Source organism: Aquimarina muelleri DSM 19832 (genome assembly GCF_000430665.1).
Classification (GTDB): Bacteria; Bacteroidota; Bacteroidia; order Flavobacteriales; family Flavobacteriaceae; genus Aquimarina; species Aquimarina muelleri.
On sequence record NZ_AUML01000037.1, the window covers coordinates 38810 to 59974 of the forward strand.

A 21165-nucleotide genomic window follows, 5' to 3' on the forward strand; every position below is an offset into this window, starting at 1 on the left:
AATTAACAAGTAAACTTATAAGGCTTTCCTGAATATATTTTATTTCCCAAATATTTTCTTCCAAAGTCCTTTCTTCTCCTTCTTCTCAATTGGGTCGACATTGGTTATTTTATATTCTGCTTTTGATGCTATAGTTCCTGTTTCTAAGTTTTCCTTTTTCTCCATCTCTTCAATTTGTTCCATAGCTGCTTGTCTATAAAGCATAGCTCCTTCTGGATCGCAATTAAATAAATTTGAATAACAAGAAGAACTATTTAAATCTATTGGATTAGGCTCAATTACCTCTGTTGCTTCTAATAACCCCAGATGATTATCTTTTGCAAAGCTCAATGCTTTAAAAAAAACATGTATCCTATTATTGGAAAACAATTGATCTAATTCTTGTTTAATTTCAGGTTCACTTTTATAATCATCGATTAATTCTATTACTTTATCTTTAGGGATGTAAACACCCGAGCAATAATTCTCTATAATTTGATTGTTTACGTTTTTAATTCGTTTTTCGTTTGGCAAAAACTCTTCCCATTTTTTAAAATATTTTTTAAGCAATTGGTTTTCAGAAAATGAAAGAGCAGAACCTCTGGTGTAGAAAAATTTCTGAAAAAACCCTTGAATAACAGCTATATAATATCCATGACTTTTATCAAACACATCGTCTACCTTAGTTTGTATTCCTATTTTAATTGTTTCGGCATACTTCTCTTTATAAAAATCTTCTATATCATTTTCCGAAGCTAATTGCTCTATTAAATTTTGATTATCTAATACATCAAAATACCAAGCCTTAATTTGTTTTTCTGATATTGGATGATAGCTTATATCCCAACCCATATTTTTATTTTTTAATAATTTCTAATCGATAAGTATAAACGCTATACCTACTAATAATATAACATAAAATTACTCTGTATTTTCATTAAAACATGCACTGTTTTCAGGGGTATCTAGGAGGGGGAAAATGTTTTCTTTAGAAAAGGGATTGTAAAATAAAAAGTACTTCCTGTTTCTTGTTTAGATTCTAACCAAATTTTACCTCCATGAGCTTCGACTATTTTTTTACAGTGTGCCAAACCAATACCAGTACCTTCATACTCTTCTCTAGAATGTAGCCGTTGAAAAATAGCAAATATTCGTTCCTGATGTTCTTTTGGAATCCCTATACCATTATCTTTTACCATAAATTGCCAATAGCCTTTAGACTTATTTTCTGGGTCATTTATACGGGTAGATGATATATGTATTATTGGTATTGTATCTGGTATTCTAAATTTTATACCATTACTAATAAGGTTTTGAAATAACAACCGCAATTCTATTTCTGAGCCTTCTACTTCTGGTAATTTTTCTATACTAACTTGTGCTTTGGTTTTATCTAGAATACTTTTTAGATCATTTTTTAATTCTCCCAAAATTATATTACAATCTACCTTTTGATAATCTCTGCTTCTACCTAGTCTTGAGTATTCTAATAAAGCATCGATTAGTTTTTTCATACGTATGCTTGCATCCTTTATAAAGATCATACTTTCTTTACCTACATCGTCAAAGTTTTCACCATAATCTTCTTCCAACATTCCTATAAAGCTGGATATTGTATTTAAGGGTTCCTGCAAGTCATGACTAGCTATATATGCAAATTGCTCTAGTTCTTGATTCTTAATTTCCAGCTCTAAAGATTGTGCATGTATAGCTTTATTTTTATTTTCTAACTCTTTATTAAATATTTTCTTTTCTACATACCCTCTATAGATAAAAAAACTAGCTCCGATAGCCAAAAGGATTAAAACAATAAGTAATATGTTTATTTTTTTTTGTAAACTAATCTTATCTGCTTGTTTGTTTAAGATCTTTTCTTGTTCTTTTATTTTATCTATTTGCCGTATCAAAAAATCTTTCTGTTGCTTAATTTCCTGATTACTTTTTACTATTTTTTCGTTTTGATTTTTAATAAAGGTTACTTGCTCTTGAATATTTTTTTCTAACTCTCTCTCTATCACAACTTTTTCTTCATATTTTTTTAGTTGTATTTCGTTTTGAGTATATAATTCTTCTATTTCTCCTTCTTTATTAAATATTTCTTTTTTGTGATCTTTTATTTTGTTTTTTTGATACTTTATCTGATTTTCTTTACGTTTTATTATAATATCTTGATTGTTTTTATCTTCTTGAACTTTATACAATACTTTCTCTGTTTTGCGATATAGACGTTTCCATTTTTCAGAAGAAGTGATTGCGTGCTTTTTTAATGAAGATGTAAAAGCTAACTCTTCTTTATATATGCGATTTGTATTTATCTCATATTCAAAAGAATCCCCTACATTAACCATATTGATCATTGAGGCATTAAAATTATAATCCTCGCTAACCAATAGTATATTTTTACCTGAAATTTTATTTAAAATATAATGTATATCGTAATTATATTTATGATTTACATATAATAACTGAATATCTTTTACATCTTTCGCAAACTGAAATCGAACTATCTCAACATTTTTATCGTGTATTTTACGTTTTTTAGCTAGCGTAGAAAGATCTAATATAGTTCGATCGGGTCCTAAAACTCCTATTTTAAAATCTTGATTTTTTTGTATATCTGGCCACCCTACCTGTTGTGCAAAGTTAAAAATGAATATAGCTCGTTGTAATCTCTTTACTTCTTCATTTTCTATTTCTTGGGCTTGTACTTTAAGTGGCGAAAACAAAGCAACAAACCATATAACAATTATAGTAAAGCTAGAGTATATAATAGATATACTTTGATGTCTATATATCATAATATAAGTAATAATCGCAAATAATAATTGGATCCATTAACGCCAAACTGTTGTACTCGTCTACTATATTGAAAATTACCCTCTTCTGTATTTGCAGAGTGTTTATGCTTATCAGGATACACATTAAAAATATTATTTCCTCCAATTGTACATTTTACAAAATCATTAATCTGATACGAAATTGCTGCATCTGTTACTATCTTAGGCGAAAATGTTTGATCTCTAGTTTCTATTACTCCAGTAAAATCATTTACTACCCAATTATCAGGATTTCCGTCATTTGGGTAAACAAATTTGACTTTTCCGAAAAGCGAATTTATTAATTGAAACCTAAACCTATCCAACTCATACGACACTAAAGAATTTACTTTATAATTTGGTTGTGCAGATTCTACCCTTGCTATTTCCTCTCTATTAAAAAGCACTTTTTCTTGCCCTATTAATGTTTCTGACACTTTGATTGGACCTTTTACCTTGGTTTTTGTCAAATTAGCACCTATAGATGTATTAAACTTTCCTGCTCCCAGTATTGTTTTATAGAATAATGACATATCAAAACCAGAAGTCCTAGAATCAATAGCATTAGTAAAAAATTGAGCCGCACCAACATCAAAAGGTTTTAATATATCCTCATATCCATTAGCGAACCTACCTGATAAAACAATCCTATCTTTAATGTTAATTAAATAATAATCAAAACTAAAAGTAATATTCTCATATAATTTTCCGCTTATTCCTGCACTTAAATGACTGGATAATTCTGGTTTTAGTTTTCCAATATCAAATGCTTCTGTTGTAACAGCACTTTCATTATTAAAAGTACCAACCTGCATACTCTCTCCATTGATAAATTGTGTGCTTATATTTTGAAAAAACACTTGATGAAGAGATGGAGCTCTAAACCCTGTAGAATATCCTGCTCTAACACTAATAGCATCTTTGACCCTATATCTTCCTGATAGTTTCCAAATAGCTTGCCCTCCAAAATCATTATATGCTTCATATCTGGCAGCTGTTCTTACTAATAATTTATCGGTTAAGTTTGCTTCAACATCTATATACCCTGAGCTATTTGTTCTAAATCGGTTTAACTCATTCTCTGGTTGAAACCCTGGAAAAACCTGCGCTCCAACTATTCGTGGCAACTCTACTCCTTGGGTATTGACATAGGTGCTTCCTTCATTAACATAGGATGCTTCTTCTCCTGCTATAATTTGATAGTTTTCTACTCTTAATTCTGCTCCAAAGGCTATATTTACTCCGCTATACCAATCAAATGTTCTTGATATATCAAGATTAGTAGTATTTTGTTTATATAAAAAACCTCCTGCATAAAAAGTTCTTGGTGAGGTAACCCCCATAGAGGCATTATTAGAATTATTTACGGTGTAATCCAATCTATTTACTCCTATAGAATGGCTAAAGTCTACATCCCAATTATTTTTAATACCAGTTATACCACCTGTAATTGCATCATCTTGAATATCTGTAAGAATTTCTGGAGAAAAACCATTAGGAAAAAGTTCTAAGACAACTTTATCCTGATCTTTCGGAAAACGATAAAACCCCTTAGACTTACCTTCTCTATAATTTCTACCGCCATGCATATAAAATGTAGCATAATCCGACATAGGTATTTCTCCATTAAATGATAGCGCAAGGTTTTGTGTCTCTGCACTACCAATCTCCATTACTTGCTTATCTGAGTATGTGTTTTGAGAAAAAAAATCATTTTGAGCTATTAATACTTGATCATTAGTAGTATTATTAGTGTATACAGCTCCTGTATAATCTCCTGCTCTATTAACAGATTCCTTATCTCTATATTCTGCAGTAACATTAACATATCCTTCTTCTCCTATTTTTAGTCCAAAATTTGCTGAAGAATATACCTGAAGCCCGTCTCCTTTTGTATTTACACCAACTCTATTATCTACCTGAATAGTTTCAATCTGCTTTTTTAGTATAATATTAATTACCCCAGCTATCGCATCAGAGCCATACTGTGAAGTAGCACCATCTCGCAATATTTCAATACGTTCTACAGAAGCTATAGGTATTGCGTTAAAATCTGTACCTACAGACCCTCTACCAACAGTACCATTAACATTTAACAAGGAACTATTATGTCTTCGTTTACCATTAACCAATACGAGTACCTGATCTGGCCCTAATCCCCTTAGAGTTGCTGGATCTATATGATCTGTACCATCAGCAATGGTTTGGTTTGTAGAATGAAAAGATGGAATCAGATAATGTAAAATATGAGTTAATTCTACCTGAGAAGAGTTAATTAATTGTTGCGGTGATATAATATCTACCGCTGCAGTATTTTTTAAAAGCGATTTTGGTTTAGCTCTTGATCCAAGTGAAATTGGTTGATCTATAGAAAATCCTGTTTCCAGAATAAAATCAACTGTTAATGTATCTCCCGCTTTTACTGTTACCGTTTTAGAAACAGAAGTATACATAACAAATCCCGATGTTATTATATACTCTCCTTCATCTACATCAAAACTATAATTACCAATAATATCAGTAGTCGTGTTTTTATCTGTGCTCTCAATAAAAACTTTTGCTCCAGGTAAATTACCAAACTGATCAGAAACATTACCCTTTATAACTGCTTTTGTTTGAGAAAAAACTCCAAAAACAACGCAAAAAAACAATACAAAAACACTTTGTGTCTTATATTGCTTTGATAAACTTTGAGCGCTTTTTTTTATCTTAATTTTAATGATATTTAAATTTTAAAGATTATATATAATTTCTCTTCAAAGCTATTATAAATAATCGTATTACAAAATCACATCTTTTATATTTTTATGATATTAAACCACTCAATTCATTACACACCTTAGAAATTGAATTACCATAATATTTGGTAACTAGATTACAAACAATATTTTTTGTTAGCATTTTTTCTTGAAACTCTTTTATTTCAGAAAAACTTTTTGCTTTTTCCATTTCTTCTTCACTAAGCTTTGCACCAATCATTAAAACAATAACAATAGATTTTTTTAAATCGCTATCTAGTTTTTGAAACTCTTTTAAAAACTCCCATCCCCCCATAATTGGCATATTAATATCCAAAAAAAGTATTTCAGGAGATATTCCTGATTTTATATAATCCAGTGCTTCTTTACCATTTTTTGCAATCAATACCTCCTCTACGCATTCTGTTTTTTTTATTATTGTTTTATTAAAAAAATTAGTAGCATTACTATCATCTACTAAAAGAAAATGTTTCATTTTTTCCATTTTTAAATATATTTTTTTAACGATCCCCCAAAAAAAATAGATTCAGTGTGTGACTACCAAAATTACTCTAACCCTTTAATCTATATTGTAGAGTTTAATTCTCCGATACTTGTCTCGGAAAACTGCTTTAGACTTATTGATTTAAATCAACAGACTATCATAAAGTTTATAATTCTGATATACTATTTTTTGTTTTCCTTTTTCTTTAATTAGTAAGAAATCACTTCCTCATACAAATCCCCATTACAAAATAACTTAAAAAATAATTATTGCAGTAAAAAAACTAAAGAAACAGGTAGCCATTTAACGTTTAAATACAAAAAAATCAGGTAAATGATTGTCTTTTAGTCGGAAGAAAAATGATTTTCTTACTTATATCTTATATTAGCATGAAAATAAAATCCGAAGAAGCACATTAATAAGAATACAAACTATGGTTTCTAAAAATGATTTTCTAATACACTATCTAATAAATTTAAGGATAAAGGTTTATTAATAAAATCATCAACAGAATGATTTTTGGAAGAGGCATTAACATCATCTGGATTAGAAGATGTAGACAATAAAACAACTTTAATATCTTTCGTTAAGTTATGATCTAACTTAGAGAACTCAGTTAAAAATTCCCAGCCATTCATTGCGGGCATATTAATATCTAAAAAAATAAGATCTGGTTTTGTAGCTTTATTATCCCCTACAGAAATCAAATATTCAAGAGCAGCCATACCGCTTTGCACCGTATATACTTCTTTAAATCCTTCGTGTTTCGTTACCACTCTTTTATTAAAGAAATTAGTAGCCTTATCATCATCTATTAACAAGACACAATTAACCAATGTATTCATTTAAGTTTCCAATTACGCTCAAAGTAAATGAACTTAATTCATATTACCATAACAAAACTATACTTATCAAATTGTTTTCGTTTAAAAGCATAAATAGCCTGTTAAAATGCTCTACTTATATAAAACCATCGTTTCTTCATCTAATAAATAACCATGACCTAATATATACTTATACCATTTGTAGTTTGAGTTTATTGGAAAAGAAAATTAAGATTTTTTTGTTTCAGTGAAGAAGAAAAGCTTGTACCAGGATCGATCTGGTATTAAGCATAGCAGGGCTACGGTTTATTTTTATTCTGATACTTGAAGCGAAAAAAGAACATTTTATTACGGTAAATTCAAATTGTAAATAGTATTAATAGTAGTTTTGAAATACTTTTAATAAAGACTCTAAAAAATAAATGTAAATTTGAAGCACATCAGACTAGATCTGTCTAAGAATTATAGTTAGGGATACATGGTTCATAAATTAAACAACAAATATAAAAACATACCATTACGCTATGTTTTTTATAATCACATCAATGATATTCCTAATATTAATTGGGATTTAGTAAACCCCAAAAAAAACATTTTTCTTTCTTTATCTTATTTAAAAACATTAGAGCGTACCCTTTCTGAAACTATTAGTTTTAGATATATACTATTTTATGATAAAAACACTCCAGTTGGCTTTGCTACAACACAACTTATAAAATTCAATCCTGAACAATTAAAGCTTCAAGGATTTCCTTGTAGAATAAGTGATACTATCAAAAATACTTTATTAAAAAATACCGAAGTCGGGGTTTTAATTTGTGGAAATTTATTCTCTTGTGGTGAACATGGTTTTGTGTACAACTCAAATCTTGTTTCTTCTAGAATGATATATGACAGTTTATCTAATGCATTAAAAGAAATACGAAAATCTAAAAACTCCAACAAACCATCTTTTATATTATTAAAAGAATTTTGGCCTACATCTTTTAGCCAAAGTGATTATAGTAAAAAACATGATTTTAGAGAATTTAAAATCGATGTAAATATGGTTTTAAAAATACACTCTGACTGGCATACTTTTGAAGATTACTTAACTAGTCTTAAAACAAAATTTAGAACCCGAGCTAAAAATGTTTTTAAAAAATCAGAAAATATCATTATAAAGGATTTTACTTCAGAAGATATTAGTACTTATAAAAACGAAATTAACATCCTTTATTTATCCGTTATCGAAAAAGCGGATTTTAAAATAGAAAAATTAAATGCTTCTACCTTTAAAAGCTTAAAAAAAGAACTAAAAGACTCTTTTATTTTTACTGGATATTTTTTGGAGCAGAAACTAGTAGGCTTTACTACCTCTTTTATACAAGACAATACAATAGAAGCAAATCATATTGGTATCGATTATAACTACAATACAAAATACGCTATCTACCAAAAAATGTTATACAATTACGTCACTTTGGCTATTAGTAAAAACGCAGAAGAACTTAGATTAGGAAGAACTGCCGAAACCATAAAAAGTTCTGTAGGTGCTAAACCTGTAGATATGAAACTATATGTAAGACACGGAAACTCCATCTCTAATACCCTTTTAAAACCATTAATAGAATTAATTTCACCAAATGAGTATGAAATAAGAAACCCTTTTAAACTACAATCAAAATAATGGATTCATTAACTCAAATTATATTAGGTGCCGCCGTAGGCGAAGCTACTTTAGGAAAAAAAGTAGGTAATAAAGCATTACTTTGGGGTGCTATCGCAGGCACTATCCCTGATTTGGATGTACTATCTAAATTCTTTGTAGATACTATTACTGCAAACGAATTACACAGAGGGTTTTCTCACTCCATATTATTTTGCATTCTCGCTGCTCCCATATTAGGATGGGGAATTGCTAAAATTTATAATAATAAAGAAGCAAGCTGGAAAGATTGGACCAAATTAATGTTTCTTGGTCTTTTCACACACCCTATTCTTGATGCATTTACCACTTGGGGAACACAATTATTTTGGCCTTTCGAGTATAAAATCTCTTTCAAGAATATTTTTGTTGTAGATCCTCTTTATACAGTACCTTTTTTAATTTTTGTGATTTTAGCAATGTTTTATAAACGAACACACCCTAAAAGAAGAACCTTTAACACCATAGGCTTATATATTAGCAGCATATATATGATAATAACATTAGGGTTAAAATGGTATACATACGGTGTGTTTCAAACAAATTTAGACAATCAACATATTCAATATAAAGAAATACAAACCAAACCCACCGCCTTAAATAGTATTTTATGGTCTGCAAATATAGAAACAAAAGATTCTTTCTTAATTGGCTACTATTCTTTATTAGATAAAGACCCTGTGGTTACTTTTTCAGAATACTCAAAAGACCACCACTTACTTGGAGCTATGAAAAACGATCCTCTACTACCTAGATTAATTAAATTATCCGAAGGATGGTATACCATAGAAAAAAGCACCGATGGCAAACTCTTTTTTAATGATTTAAGGTTCGGACAATTAGGAATGGGTAAAGAAGCCAGTAGATTTGTTTTTAGTTATGAGCTGTTTTATAATGACAAAGGAATTCTGGAAGCTAAAGAACGAGAAAGAGATATGGAAGAAGCCTCTCCCCTATTAAAAAAACTTTTTAATAGAGTTTTAGGCAAAACTTAAACCTCGTAATTCTAATTTAGAATACTGTGAATACCTAAAAAACAAAATACAATAACCGTATAGAAAACAGTATTAAAACACCCCCTGTAATTTTAAAAAGCAAAGACAATCTTTGTGTAGAAATAAACCTCTTCACCATTTTAGATAAAAACACTTTTAAAAGGTCAGTTGTTAAAATACCTGCCAAAACCGCACTAATAAAAATTAGTAACACTCCATCCTCAGGATATGTATACTGCCCATAATTATACACTCCAATCCAAACCATAAAAACAAAAGGATTAAAAAAATTAACGCTAAATCCTTTTAAGAAAAAACCAGAAAGTCTTTTAGGCTCGATAAAAAATGTTATCGTTGGGCGAACTTTTTTTAACATATAACTAACTCCCATTACAAAAAGTAAAATACAACCAATACTCCCAATCCAAAATTGATGCTGTGGCACTAGTATAAAAGAAGACAAACCAAAATAACATAGCATTACGCAAACTATATCACTAAAAATTATACCCAAAGCTACTGCAACTCCTGCTTTAGAACCATACTGAATACTACTATGTAATAACAAAAAGAAAACAGGACCTATAAAAATAATCATCCCCAATCCTATCGCATATCCTTCTAATAAATACATTTACACCCTTTTAACACCTATACTATTCACCCTTTATATGTACAACCAAAAACAGGAGTGTCAAATATATAAATAACTATACCATATCACTTTAACACATCTTAAAATGTATACAGAAGATAGTCCATAAATTTAAGGAATAAACTTCTACCCAATCTTTGGTACTTTTTAATATCTATTTATATCTTGCATATCAAATATTCATACATATGCACACTACATACAAAGTTGGAGTTGATAAAGATTTTGAGTTTGACCTTACAGATCAGGATATTTCAGAAATAAATTCTATAAAAAACTCAGACACCTCTTACCACATACTCTACGACAACAAATCTTATCATGCAGAGATTGCACAATCAGATTTCACTTCCAAAAAATATTCTATAAAAGTTAACAATACAACCTATCAGGTTTCTATAGCCAATGATCTGGATCTTAGAATTGCAGCAATGGGATTTTCTGTAGGTTCTTCAAAACAGATAAATGCCATTAAAGCCCCTATGCCAGGTTTATTATTAGACATACAAGTAAAAGTTGGGCAAGAAGTTAACGAAGATGACCCTTTACTTATTCTGGAAGCTATGAAAATGGAAAACCTTATCCTTTCGCCCAGAAATGGTGTTATTAAATCCATTTCTGCAACCAAAGGAGATGCCGTAGACAAAGGACAATTGTTAATCGAATTCGAATAAACGCTAATTAAGCATAGTATAAAGCCATAGGTTTTAAATTAAAATAGTAATTAGCAAATTCTACACCCGTATTTTACTTAGTTAAAGTATAATGAAGGGTACAGAACAAAAAACAAACAGATGAAAAAAATATTAGTTGCTAACAGAGGTGAAATAGCAATTCGAGTAATGACTACTGCTCGTAAAATGGGAATCAAAACCGTTGCTATTTACTCTACCGTAGATAGAAATGCGCCACATGTAAGATTTGCTGATGAAGCCGTATGTGTAGGCGAAGCACCTTCTAATCAATCCTACTTATTAGGATCTAAAATCATTAAAATTGCCAAACAATTACAGGTAGATGCCATACACCCGGGATATGGTTTTTTAAGTGAAAATGCTGACTTTGCAGAAGAAGTAGAAAAAAACAACATCATTTTTATTGGCCCAAAATCCAAAGCCATAAAAGTAATGGGTAGCAAATTAGCAGCAAAAGAAGCTGTTAAAGCCTATGATATCCCTATGGTTCCTGGTATTGATGAAGCCATTACCGATGTTGCCAAAGCAAAATCTATTGCCACAAAAATAGGATACCCTATTTTAATCAAAGCCTCTGCAGGAGGTGGCGGAAAAGGAATGCGGGTGGTAGATGAAGAAAAAGATCTAGAGTCCCAAATGAATCGTGCCATTAGCGAAGCTACTTCAGCATTTGGAGACGGATCTGTATTTATTGAAAAATATGTAGCATCCCCCAGACATATAGAAATACAAGTAATGGCAGATAGCCATGGCAATGTAGTACACCTTTTTGAAAGAGAATGCAGTGTACAACGACGACACCAAAAAGTAGTAGAAGAAGCCCCCTCTGCTGTCCTTACCCCAGAACTACGTACCAAAATGGGAGACGCAGCCGTAAAAGTAGCCAAAGCATGCGATTATCTGGGAGCAGGAACCGTAGAATTTCTTTTAGATGAAAAGCATAATTTCTACTTTCTCGAAATGAATACCAGACTACAAGTAGAACATCCTGTTACCGAACTCATAACAGGAACCGACTTGGTAGAACTACAAATAAAAGTTGCCAGAGGAGAAAAACTACCAATACAACAAAAAGACTTGCATATACAAGGGCATGCCTTAGAACTGCGAGTATATGCCGAAGATCCAATAAATGATTTTTTACCAAGTGTAGGGCACCTAGACACCTATACCATTCCTGAAGGAAAAGGAATTAGAGTAGATAACGGGTTTGAGCAAGGTATGGATATTCCTATCTATTATGATCCCATGCTATCTAAACTAATCACCTACGGAAAAACCAGAGAAGAAGCCATACAATTAATGATTCAGGCTATTGACAACTATGTGGTAGAAGGAGTACAAACCACACTACCATTTGGTAAATTTGTATGCGAACATGAAGCATTTCGATCTGGAGATTTTGATACCCATTTTGTAAAAAAATACTATACTCCCGATATCCTGAAATCAGCAACCCAACAAGAAGCAAAAATAGCTGCATTAATAGCTTTACAACAATACATCGAAGATCAAAAAACCCTACGTATACCAACACTATAAGTATTATGGAATCAAAAATTAAAACGTTACAAGATAAAATTGCGCAAGCAAAGTTAGGTGGTGGAGAAAAACGTATAGAAAAACAACATCAAAAGAAAAAATTAACCGCACGAGAGCGAGTAGAATATTTATTAGACGAAGGATCTTTTGAAGAAATTGGTATTTTGGTAACCCACCGTACTACAGATTTCAACATGGATAAAGAAATTTATTATGGCGATGGTGTCGTTACTGGATATGGTACCGTAAACGGAAGACTGATCTACATTTTTGCACAAGACTTTACCGTTTTTGGAGGAGCTTTGTCTGAAACCCATGCCGAAAAAATTTGTAAAGTAATGGATATGGCTGTGCAAGTAGGTGCGCCAATTATTGGTCTTAATGACTCTGGTGGAGCAAGAATTCAAGAAGGAGTTCGATCTCTGGGTGGATATGCCGATATTTTTTATAAAAACGTGCAAGCATCCGGAGTTATCCCGCAAATCTCTGCTATTATGGGACCTTGTGCCGGTGGTGCCGTTTACTCCCCTGCAATGACGGATTTTACAATGATGGTAGAAGAAACCAGTTATATGTTTGTAACCGGTCCCAATGTAGTAAAAACAGTAACGAATGAAGAAGTTACCTCTGAAGAGCTGGGAGGAGCCAGTACACACTCTACAAAATCAGGAGTAGCACATATTACCTCTGCCAATGATGTAGAATGTCTAGAGGATATTAAAAAACTACTAAGCTACCTGCCACAAAGCAATAAAGAGCTTCCTAAAAAAATAGAATACACCTTACAGGATGAAGTAAGAGAATCCTTATCCTCTATTGTGCCCGATAACCCTAATAAACCGTATGATATGCACGAGGTAATCGGCGGGATTATCGATACCGATTCTTTTTATGAAATTCATAAAGACTATGCCGAAAACATTATTGTAGGTTTTGCCCGCCTGGGCGGAAGAAGTATCGGTATCGTAGCCAATCAACCACAGTTTTTAGCAGGAGTATTAGATGTAAACAGCTCTAAAAAAGCAGCTCGATTTACACGTTTCTGCGATTGTTTTAATATCCCATTATTAGTATTAGTAGATGTGCCAGGATTTTTACCCGGTACCGATCAAGAGTGGAACGGTATTATAGTACACGGAGCCAAACTATTATACGCATTAAGTGAAGCTACAGTACCTAAGGTAACCGTTATTACTCGCAAAGCCTATGGTGGTGCTTATGATGTAATGAACTCTAAACATATTGGCGCAGATCTTAACTTTGCATGGCCATCTGCCGAGATTGCTGTAATGGGTGCCAAAGGAGCCAGCGAAATTATTTTTAGAAGAGAAATACAAGCTGCACCAGATCCCGAAGCCAAACTAGCAGAAAAAGAAGCAGAATATGCCGAAAAATTTGCAAACCCATACCGTGCAGCACAACGTGGATTTATAGACGAAGTAATTTTACCAAAAGATACCCGTAGAAAACTAATTAAAGGATTTAGTATGCTAGAAAACAAAACGGTTAATCGACCAGATAGAAAGCACGGCAATATCCCTTTATAAAAAAATAAACACAAGTGTTGTTTCCTTAAAAAACACTTTACCAAAAACAGTTATAAACTTAAGTTTATAACTGTTTTTTTATTATCTCTCTGGTTATGCCAATTATGGTATTACAAATAACCTGTACTCTATTCGATTATCTTCCTCCCACACCTCTTCTGCCTTACAAAAGAACTCCATTTTGCCTTAGCGATCTTTTTTATTTCTATAAAAGTCAAAAATAATTTCCGTAGTGTTAAAAAATGAAACTACTATGTAGTATTCTTGTACTCTATTATAAGACACACGTACTTCTCGACATCCCATAGAGATTCGTTGTCTTTTATGCCTGCTTTATACCGTAAAATGGGCAAAACCTAGTATTAATTTTTAATTATTTATTGTATGTCAAAACAAAATTATGACCACAAGTTTATGGTATTAGATGCCATAGCAACAAACGATGTAAAAGCTCCTAATATGCCTGTAGACTCAGCATTACAAGAAGCCGAAGACCTTTATATCTGGGCAGATGCAGATAAAGATGCCCTGCTTAAAAACTCTGGATTAGATTGGGAGCAATTTGTTGTAGATATCCCTGTTCGGGCAGGAGCATTACGCCATGCACAATCACTATGGGTAAAAGAACGCTATAGTCAAGAAGAGGCTAACAAAATCTGGAAAGAAGAATCTCCTAAAGCATATGAGCTTAGAGATGATTTACTCGATGATTTTAGATATGCATTTAGAAAACGTAATGATCTTTTGGGGCGAGTTAAAGAAATTTATAACGGAAACGGAGATGCAGATATGATACAGGATCTTAGTGATCTTAGCGTTTTAGGAAAAAGTAATACCGAAGAGCTTATCGCCGCAAAATTTAAAATGAAAAATCTGAATATTGCTGCCGAATTATCGAATAGTCTAGCAGAAATGCTTGCTAAAGCCAATGGTGCTACTCTAGAAAACTCAAAAGCAAAAGTAATACGAGACAAAGCTTTTGCACATCTAAAAGAAGCTACAGACGAAGTGCGAGAAGCAGGTAAATATGTGTTTAAAAAAGATCCTGTACGCTATAGAGGATATACCAGCAGGTACAACAAAAAGTAACCACAATACTATACATATAAAAAGTATACTGGTTAGGGATGTACTGGGTATATAACAGTCATTCCTGATGTTATTATTGTATTATACAGCTATACTTTAGCAACTCCCGGCGCTCTTTATTTGCTTCCTTGCCGCATGTACACTCGTCCCGGCAGCAGGGAGACATCAAAGTAGTGCCGGGACTGTATACCAACCTGCCGGGACAGGTCATACCACCTACGGGACAGGTAATCCTACTGCCGGGAAAGGGTATGCCACCTACGGGAAGGGTAAACCTACTGCTGGGAAAGGGTATACCACTTACGGGAAGCATTTTTTAGTACTGGGACAAGGTATACCCCTTACGGGAAACGTTTTTTAGCACCAATAAAGATGTATCTACTAGGATTATAGCTATAAAAGAGTCCTATCAAAGCTACTATTCATTTTGAAAATACCCTATAAGATTTTAACTTGCCACCAGAATTAATCCTACTAAATAACAATAGTTACCCTGGCTATGAATAATCGAAAAATTACCAAATATGCAATCTATACCGTTGCTGTTTTATGCGCTACTCTAATTAATGAATTTATCATAAAGTATGTAAAAAAGCATGTGGATCAACAAGGATATATTTTAGTACTAATAGATATGTTAATTGTAGTATTAATCTTTGCCCCTGCTTTTGCTTTAGTGTCTAATTATACCAAAAAATTATCTAAAGCTTATTTAAAGACTTCTAAAAAGATGTCTAGTAATAATAATGGAATTTTACTAGGGTTTATTGCTGCTATAATTATACTATTTATACTATTTGCCAGTCTTAGACATAATATTAGTGTAATAAGGGACCTAAAAGCTTTGCTACCATAAAAAATTAATATAAAAATAGTTACTCCTTTAATTTATCACAACAAAACACCTTTTCCTATTGGTATTTTATTATAAAACGATATATATACTTCTAAGCTATAAATAATTTTAAGTTCATTAAAAATCTGCTAGATTTGTAAGAAATACATGGAATGTAATAGCAATTGCTATTATAACATTGTTACCTGCAAGCCGAAAAAACCACCGCACGTTCAAGCACTTTTGGTTTTATCTGAAGCTCGAATCCAACGCTAAAAAAACCAAAAGAGCTTTCACTTCCCCACCGCCACCCAAATAAAATTGTGAATAAAAAATATTAAAATCAACTAATCGGAATAATAAACTTTATTACCTTGTTTGGTTAAACAAGAAATAATGATGAAAGAAAGAATTGACATAGAAAACATTGACGGACAACTATTTGAAATAAAAGTAGTTGACCCAGACAATTCCAAACCAGCTTCTTTTACGCATTATTTACATAACCATAAGAATGGAGTTTCTCAATTTTACAAAAAAGATGCACTTTCTTATGTGAAAGAAATTCTTAAAAAAGAATATCCCACAGAAAAAATCACAAATCAAATAGCGGAAGAAGCTCTTCGATATTTGATTTTTGACCTCAATAAATCTGTTCCTTTTCCAGCACCAGAAAAACCGAAATTCAAATTTATTGACCTTTTTGCAGGAATTGGTGGATTTCGTTTAGCTTTTCAAAATCTTAAAGGCAAATGTGTTTTCACAAGCGAATGGGACAAATATTCAAAACAAACTTATAAAGCCAATTTTGGAGAAATTCCTTTTGGAGATATAACAAAACCTGAAACAAAAAATTATATTCCAGATAATTTTGATGTGCTCTGTGCAGGTTTCCCTTGTCAAGCCTTTTCGATTGCAGGGAGACGTGGAGGTTTTGAAGATACAAGAGGAACGCTATTTTTTGACGTAGCAGAAATCATAAAGAAAAAACAACCAAAAGCAATTTTTCTCGAAAATGTAAAAGGATTAAGAAATCACGACAAAGGAAAAACTTTGGCAACTATTTTAAATGTACTTCGAGAAGATTTAGACTATTATGTTCCAGAACCTCAAATTATTAATGCCAAAGAATTTGGTGTTCCGCAAAATCGAGAGCGAATTTTTATAGTTGGATTCCACAAAGATACTGGTATCAAAGATTTTGAATATCCAAAACCAACCAATAAAGAAAGAGTTTTAGAAGATGTTTTAGAACAAAATAAAGTTTCAGTTAAGTATTATCTTTCAACAACTTACATAGACACATTAAGAAAACATAAAGCAAGGCACGAAAGTAAAGGAAACGGATTTGGCTATGAAATAATACCAAATGATGGAACTGCAAATGCTGTTGTTTGTGGAGGAATGGGAAGAGAAAGAAATTTAGTTTTTGATGATAGGTTAACAAATTTCAAACCTGTAACTAATATTTCTGGAAAAGTAAACCGAGAAGGAATTAGAAAAATGACACCTCGAGAATGGGCAAGATTACAGGGCTTTCCAGATAATTTTAAAATAGTAGTTTCAGATGCACAAGCATACAAACAATTCGGAAATTCAGTTGCAGTTCCAGCAATTCAAGCAACTGCCGAAAAAATAATAGAAAAACTTAGCTGCAAATGATAACAGGAAATAAAGGAGAATGGAGCGAAATTTATGCCCTTTTTAAATTATTAGGCGACAAACAATTATTTCTTGGAAACAAAGACATTGAAAAGTTAGAAGGTTTAGTTTATCCAATCATCAAAATACTTCGTAGCGAAAACAACGGTAATTTTGAGTATTCTATTCAAGATGAGATTATTTTAGTTTCGGGTAATGAAGAAGTTTTGAAAATCCCAATTTCAGAATTTAAAGACAAAGCTCTTTTTCTCTTAAACGCAATCAAGAAAAATAAGGAAAGGACTTTTTCCGTTCCAGAAATTGAGATGTTTATGCAATCAATAAACTGTATTTCACTAAAAGCTAGTTCTTCTGCAAAAACTGATATTACAATTGTTGTTCACGACCAAAGAACGAATCAACAACCAACATTAGGTTTTAGCATAAAATCACAATTAGGTAGTCCATCTACTCTACTAAATGCTGGTAAAACAACAAACTTTATTTATGAGATTGATTTTACTCATTTAACTGAGGATGAGATTGACCAGATTAATACTATTGATACAAGAAGTAAAATAATGGACAGGATTTCTCAAATTCAAAACAAAGGAGGAAAATTTGAGTTTGTAAAAACGGAAAGACAGATATTCTCAAATAATCTTGTTTTAATAGACAGCCTTTTACCTCAATTACTTTCACAAATTATTTTTGATTTTTATTCGACTGAATTCTCACATTTAACAGATTTGGTAAGTTTGACAGCAGATAAAAATCCTTTGGAATTTGATATGGAAAACGAGCATAAATTTTACGAATACAAAATAAAACGATTCTTGACAGATGTTGCTCTTGGTATGATGCCGTCTAAAGTTTGGAGCGGAAAGTATGATGCAACCGGTGGTTATTTAATAGTAAAACAAAATGGCGATGTTCTTTGCTATCATATTTATAATAGAAATGAATTTGAAGATTACCTATTTGCTAATACGAAATTAGATACAGCAAGTAGTTCACGTCACGAATTTGGCAAAATATATGTTGAAAATGGAACATTATACTTTAAGCTTAACTTACAAATAAGATTTGTATGATTTATGAAATTGTCAAAAATATAAATGCTCTTCAACAATTAAAAGACAATGATATTCATAAAAAGTATATAGAGTATATAAGGTATCCTTTCTTTCGAAACTTAGCACCAGATTCTAAAATTACATTTGATTTCCCCATTACATTTCTAGTAGGGAAAAATGGAGGAGGTAAAAGTTCAACATTACAATCTCTCTATGGTTGTCCAAAAGGATATAGCCTTGGAGATTATTGGTTTACAACTGAGTTAGACCCAATTAAAGAATTTGACAAAAATAGAAATTGCTTTATATATGGATATAAAGACAATGGCTCAATTAACGAGGTAATAAAACAAAGAATATACCGAGATAATGACCCAGATTATTGGGAAACGGCTAAACCAATTAAGCGTTACGGGATGTTAAACTCACAACGGTTTTCCCCAATAGAAAAAGATGTAGTTTATCTTGATTTTAGAACAGAACTAAGTGCTTTTGATAAATTCTTTCATTTTTTAAAATTTCGTTCTAATACGCATAAAACCAAACAAGACTTTCTTCGTTTCTATTCCAATAAACTTAAAGAGGCTTTTGATACTAATAAAATCATATCTTACTATAGTCCAAATAGAAATAAACCAAAAGTAGTTTTAACAAAAATTGAAACTAAAATAGTTTCTGAAATATTGAGAAAAGAATTTGAAACTATTGAAATTATCGAACACAACCTATTTAAAGATTGGGGAACCTCAATTCGATTAAAGCAAAAAAACATTAATTATTCAGAAGCATTTGCTGGAAGTGGTGAAACAGCTATAGTTATTCTTGTCCATAAAATATTTAATGCTGAAAAAGAAAGTTTAATATTATTAGATGAACCAGAAACATCTCTACATAGTGGTGCTCAAAAAAGATTAATGTCATTTTTAATAGAACAATGTATCAAGAAAAAACATCAAGTAGTTATTTCCACACATTCACCTTTTCTTATCGAGAATATGCCTAATGATTCAATTAAGGTATTTTCCACTCTAAGTAGTAGTGGTAAATTCGTAATTGATAATGACAGAAATTACAAAGAGGCATTTCACGAATTGGAAATAGAAAATACCAATAAAAAAAATATTCTTGTGGAGGATAAAATTGCCCAAATCGTCATTGATAAGACACTTGAAAAATTGGGAAAAGCTACACAAGATATTTTTGAAACAAAATATCTTTCTGGTGGTGCTGATGATATAAATCAAAGACTTACTACTATTATGGAATTTACTGATGATACATATGTGGTATTTGATGGAGACCAGAAGAAACTTCAAATGCCAATTGATTTGAACTCAATTCCGCTAAATCAACAAGATACCAGTATAAAATTAAAAGCACTAATAAAGTCTCAAACTGGTTGCGATGTGAAATTTTATTTAAACGGTGGGAATCAATCAAAAGAATTAAAAGAAAAAGAAACTCATAGTCTAGCAAAAAAATACTTAGAATTTTATAATAGAAATGTTTTTTACCTACCACTTTCAATACCTGAAGACATCATCTGGGATGAAGTATTTGCAAAAAAATTACTTAAATTAATACAACCAGAAAAAGATATTTCAGCGATTACAAATATATCAACGAACTCTAAAGAATTACTTTTCAATTTTTGTCGTGAATGTTACGGTGAAAACACTCAATACGAATCTACAATTCTTCAATTTGTTGCAAATTGGATTAATAAAGAAGATTCAAGTTACACATATATAAAGGATTTAATAAATCAATTGAAAAATTGAATTTAATGTTGGAGAAAGCCAAGGCTACGAGCCATACACTTTCCCAGTCGCGCCAACCAAACTTAACCCAAACTGTAAAAGAGTATGTCTCTTCCAACGCTCGAAACCAATCTGAACGGAGAAAGCCAGTGGGTAATCGTGTAGATGGCTCTGCCATCATTAGATAGCGGAGGAACGTATCCTTTTCTTTTAAGTCTGGATATGGTAATGGTAGCTACTGCCCATCCTCCCATTCGGGTTCGACTCCAAGCATAGGCTTGTCCATATGTAATCCCTAATCGAATCCGATTCTTACGTTTTCTATCCTCCCTGCTTCAGCTGGCTCAATCGAAATATTCACTGCATACCTCACAGTAAACCAGCTTGTGACTTACTAATGATTCAATAAGACTGTCCTGAGCAAGACCGAAGGAGTCCCCCTCTCCATAAAAGACTTGCACCCTCTAGATGAATTATTTATCTTCGATAAATAAAAAATGCCCATGCTAGGCACACATATTATATATAAAATCAAAGAAAAGTTTAGTGCCAATCGAAAAATAATTCCCTTTTGCAATAGCATTAGGTTTTTATAAATTAAACAAGAAATAAAAATGCGCAGATAAATCGATTAGATAAGGCATACTTGCATTGCTCCGATTCATATAGTTGGCGTTCTAAGCCATTGGAGCAACTAAATTAAAACAATGGCTAACTTTTAAAACCTAAAAATTAACCAATGATTAAAGCAAAATTATTCGTTTTGGGAACAGAACGAGAA

General features: G+C 31.8%; 17 protein-coding genes. 10 read left to right on the forward strand and 7 right to left on the reverse strand.

Annotation, left to right across the window (positions count from 1 at the left end; genetic code table 11):
- Window positions 1-39: 39 nt before the first annotated feature.
- The 5 genes from H527_RS0114815 to H527_RS0114835 form a co-directional block, all read right to left on the reverse strand.
- A complete protein-coding gene (locus tag H527_RS0114815; protein WP_027413429.1) occupies window positions 40-831 on the reverse strand; it encodes a hypothetical protein in 792 nt (263 codons plus the stop codon).
- Window positions 832-944: 113 nt separating this feature from the next.
- Window positions 945-2777, reverse strand: coding sequence for a YfiR/HmsC family protein (locus H527_RS22260; protein WP_051316789.1), 1833 nt, complete (start codon window positions 2775-2777; stop codon window positions 945-947).
- The gene (locus H527_RS0114825; protein ID WP_027413430.1) at window positions 2774-5446 is read right to left on the reverse strand and encodes a TonB-dependent receptor; all 2673 of its coding nucleotides are present in this window, start codon (window positions 5444-5446) and stop codon (window positions 2774-2776) included. The genes H527_RS22260 and H527_RS0114825 overlap by 4 nt, the downstream gene beginning before the upstream one ends.
- A gap of 154 nt (window positions 5447-5600) precedes the next feature.
- The gene (locus H527_RS22265) at window positions 5601-6029 is read right to left on the reverse strand and encodes a response regulator (protein ID WP_162143824.1); all 429 of its coding nucleotides are present in this window, start codon (window positions 6027-6029) and stop codon (window positions 5601-5603) included.
- Between the two features lie 449 nt (window positions 6030-6478).
- Window positions 6479-6883 (reverse strand): response regulator, encoded by a 405-nt coding sequence (locus tag H527_RS0114835; RefSeq protein WP_027413431.1) that lies wholly within the window; start codon window positions 6881-6883, stop codon window positions 6479-6481.
- Window positions 6884-7340: 457 nt separating this feature from the next.
- Between H527_RS0114835 and H527_RS0114840 the strand changes: the two genes are divergently transcribed.
- Window positions 7341-8531, forward strand: a complete 1191-nt coding sequence (locus H527_RS0114840; RefSeq protein ID WP_027413432.1) for a hypothetical protein — start codon at window positions 7341-7343, stop codon at window positions 8529-8531.
- Window positions 8531-9544: a metal-dependent hydrolase gene (locus H527_RS0114845; protein ID WP_027413433.1), complete on the forward strand. Its 1014-nt coding sequence runs from the start codon at window positions 8531-8533 to the stop codon at window positions 9542-9544. Before H527_RS0114840 ends, H527_RS0114845 begins: the two co-directional genes overlap by 1 nt.
- A 34-nt stretch (window positions 9545-9578) precedes the next feature.
- On the opposite strand, the gene H527_RS0114850 is transcribed toward H527_RS0114845, so the two are convergent.
- The gene (locus tag H527_RS0114850) at window positions 9579-10178 is read right to left on the reverse strand and encodes a LysE family translocator (RefSeq protein ID WP_027413434.1); all 600 of its coding nucleotides are present in this window, start codon (window positions 10176-10178) and stop codon (window positions 9579-9581) included.
- 209 nt (window positions 10179-10387) lie between these two features.
- On the opposite strand from H527_RS0114850, the gene H527_RS0114855 reads away from it, so the two are divergent.
- The 8 genes from H527_RS0114855 to H527_RS0114890 all read left to right on the forward strand — a co-directional run bounded on the left by H527_RS0114855 (window position 10388) and on the right by H527_RS0114890 (window position 20405).
- Window positions 10388-10873: an acyl-CoA carboxylase biotin carboxyl carrier protein subunit gene (locus H527_RS0114855; RefSeq protein ID WP_027413435.1), complete on the forward strand. Its 486-nt coding sequence runs from the start codon at window positions 10388-10390 to the stop codon at window positions 10871-10873.
- A 120-nt stretch (window positions 10874-10993) separates the two neighbouring features.
- Complete coding sequence (gene accC / locus H527_RS0114860; RefSeq protein ID WP_027413436.1) at window positions 10994-12436, forward strand: acetyl-CoA carboxylase biotin carboxylase subunit; 1443 nt, start codon at window positions 10994-10996, stop codon at window positions 12434-12436.
- A 5-nt stretch (window positions 12437-12441) separates the two neighbouring features.
- Window positions 12442-13983 carry an acyl-CoA carboxylase subunit beta gene (locus H527_RS0114865; RefSeq protein WP_027413437.1) on the forward strand — a complete coding sequence of 514 codons (1542 nt, stop codon included), beginning with the start codon at window positions 12442-12444 and terminating at the stop codon, window positions 13981-13983.
- Between the two features lie 384 nt (window positions 13984-14367).
- Complete coding sequence (locus H527_RS22270) at window positions 14368-15072, forward strand: hypothetical protein (RefSeq protein ID WP_035088295.1); 705 nt, start codon at window positions 14368-14370, stop codon at window positions 15070-15072.
- Window positions 15073-15571: 499 nt separating this feature from the next.
- Window positions 15572-15928, forward strand: a complete 357-nt coding sequence (locus H527_RS0114875; RefSeq protein ID WP_027413438.1) for a hypothetical protein — start codon at window positions 15572-15574, stop codon at window positions 15926-15928.
- A gap of 375 nt (window positions 15929-16303) precedes the next feature.
- Entirely contained in the window at window positions 16304-17569 is a 1266-nt protein-coding gene (locus H527_RS0114880; RefSeq protein WP_035088288.1) for a DNA cytosine methyltransferase, read from the forward strand.
- Window positions 17566-18642, forward strand: coding sequence for an HpaII family restriction endonuclease (locus H527_RS0114885; RefSeq protein WP_027413440.1), 1077 nt, complete (start codon window positions 17566-17568; stop codon window positions 18640-18642). Before H527_RS0114880 ends, H527_RS0114885 begins: the two co-directional genes overlap by 4 nt.
- Entirely contained in the window at window positions 18639-20405 is a 1767-nt protein-coding gene (locus tag H527_RS0114890) for an ATP-dependent nuclease (RefSeq protein WP_027413441.1), read from the forward strand. Before H527_RS0114885 ends, H527_RS0114890 begins: the two co-directional genes overlap by 4 nt.
- Window positions 20406-20467: 62 nt before the next feature.
- Here H527_RS0114890 and H527_RS24630 read toward each other — a convergent pair whose 3' ends face one another.
- Entirely contained in the window at window positions 20468-20638 is a 171-nt protein-coding gene (locus tag H527_RS24630; RefSeq protein WP_323054118.1) for a hypothetical protein, read from the reverse strand.
- Between the last annotated feature and the right edge of the window lie 527 nt (window positions 20639-21165).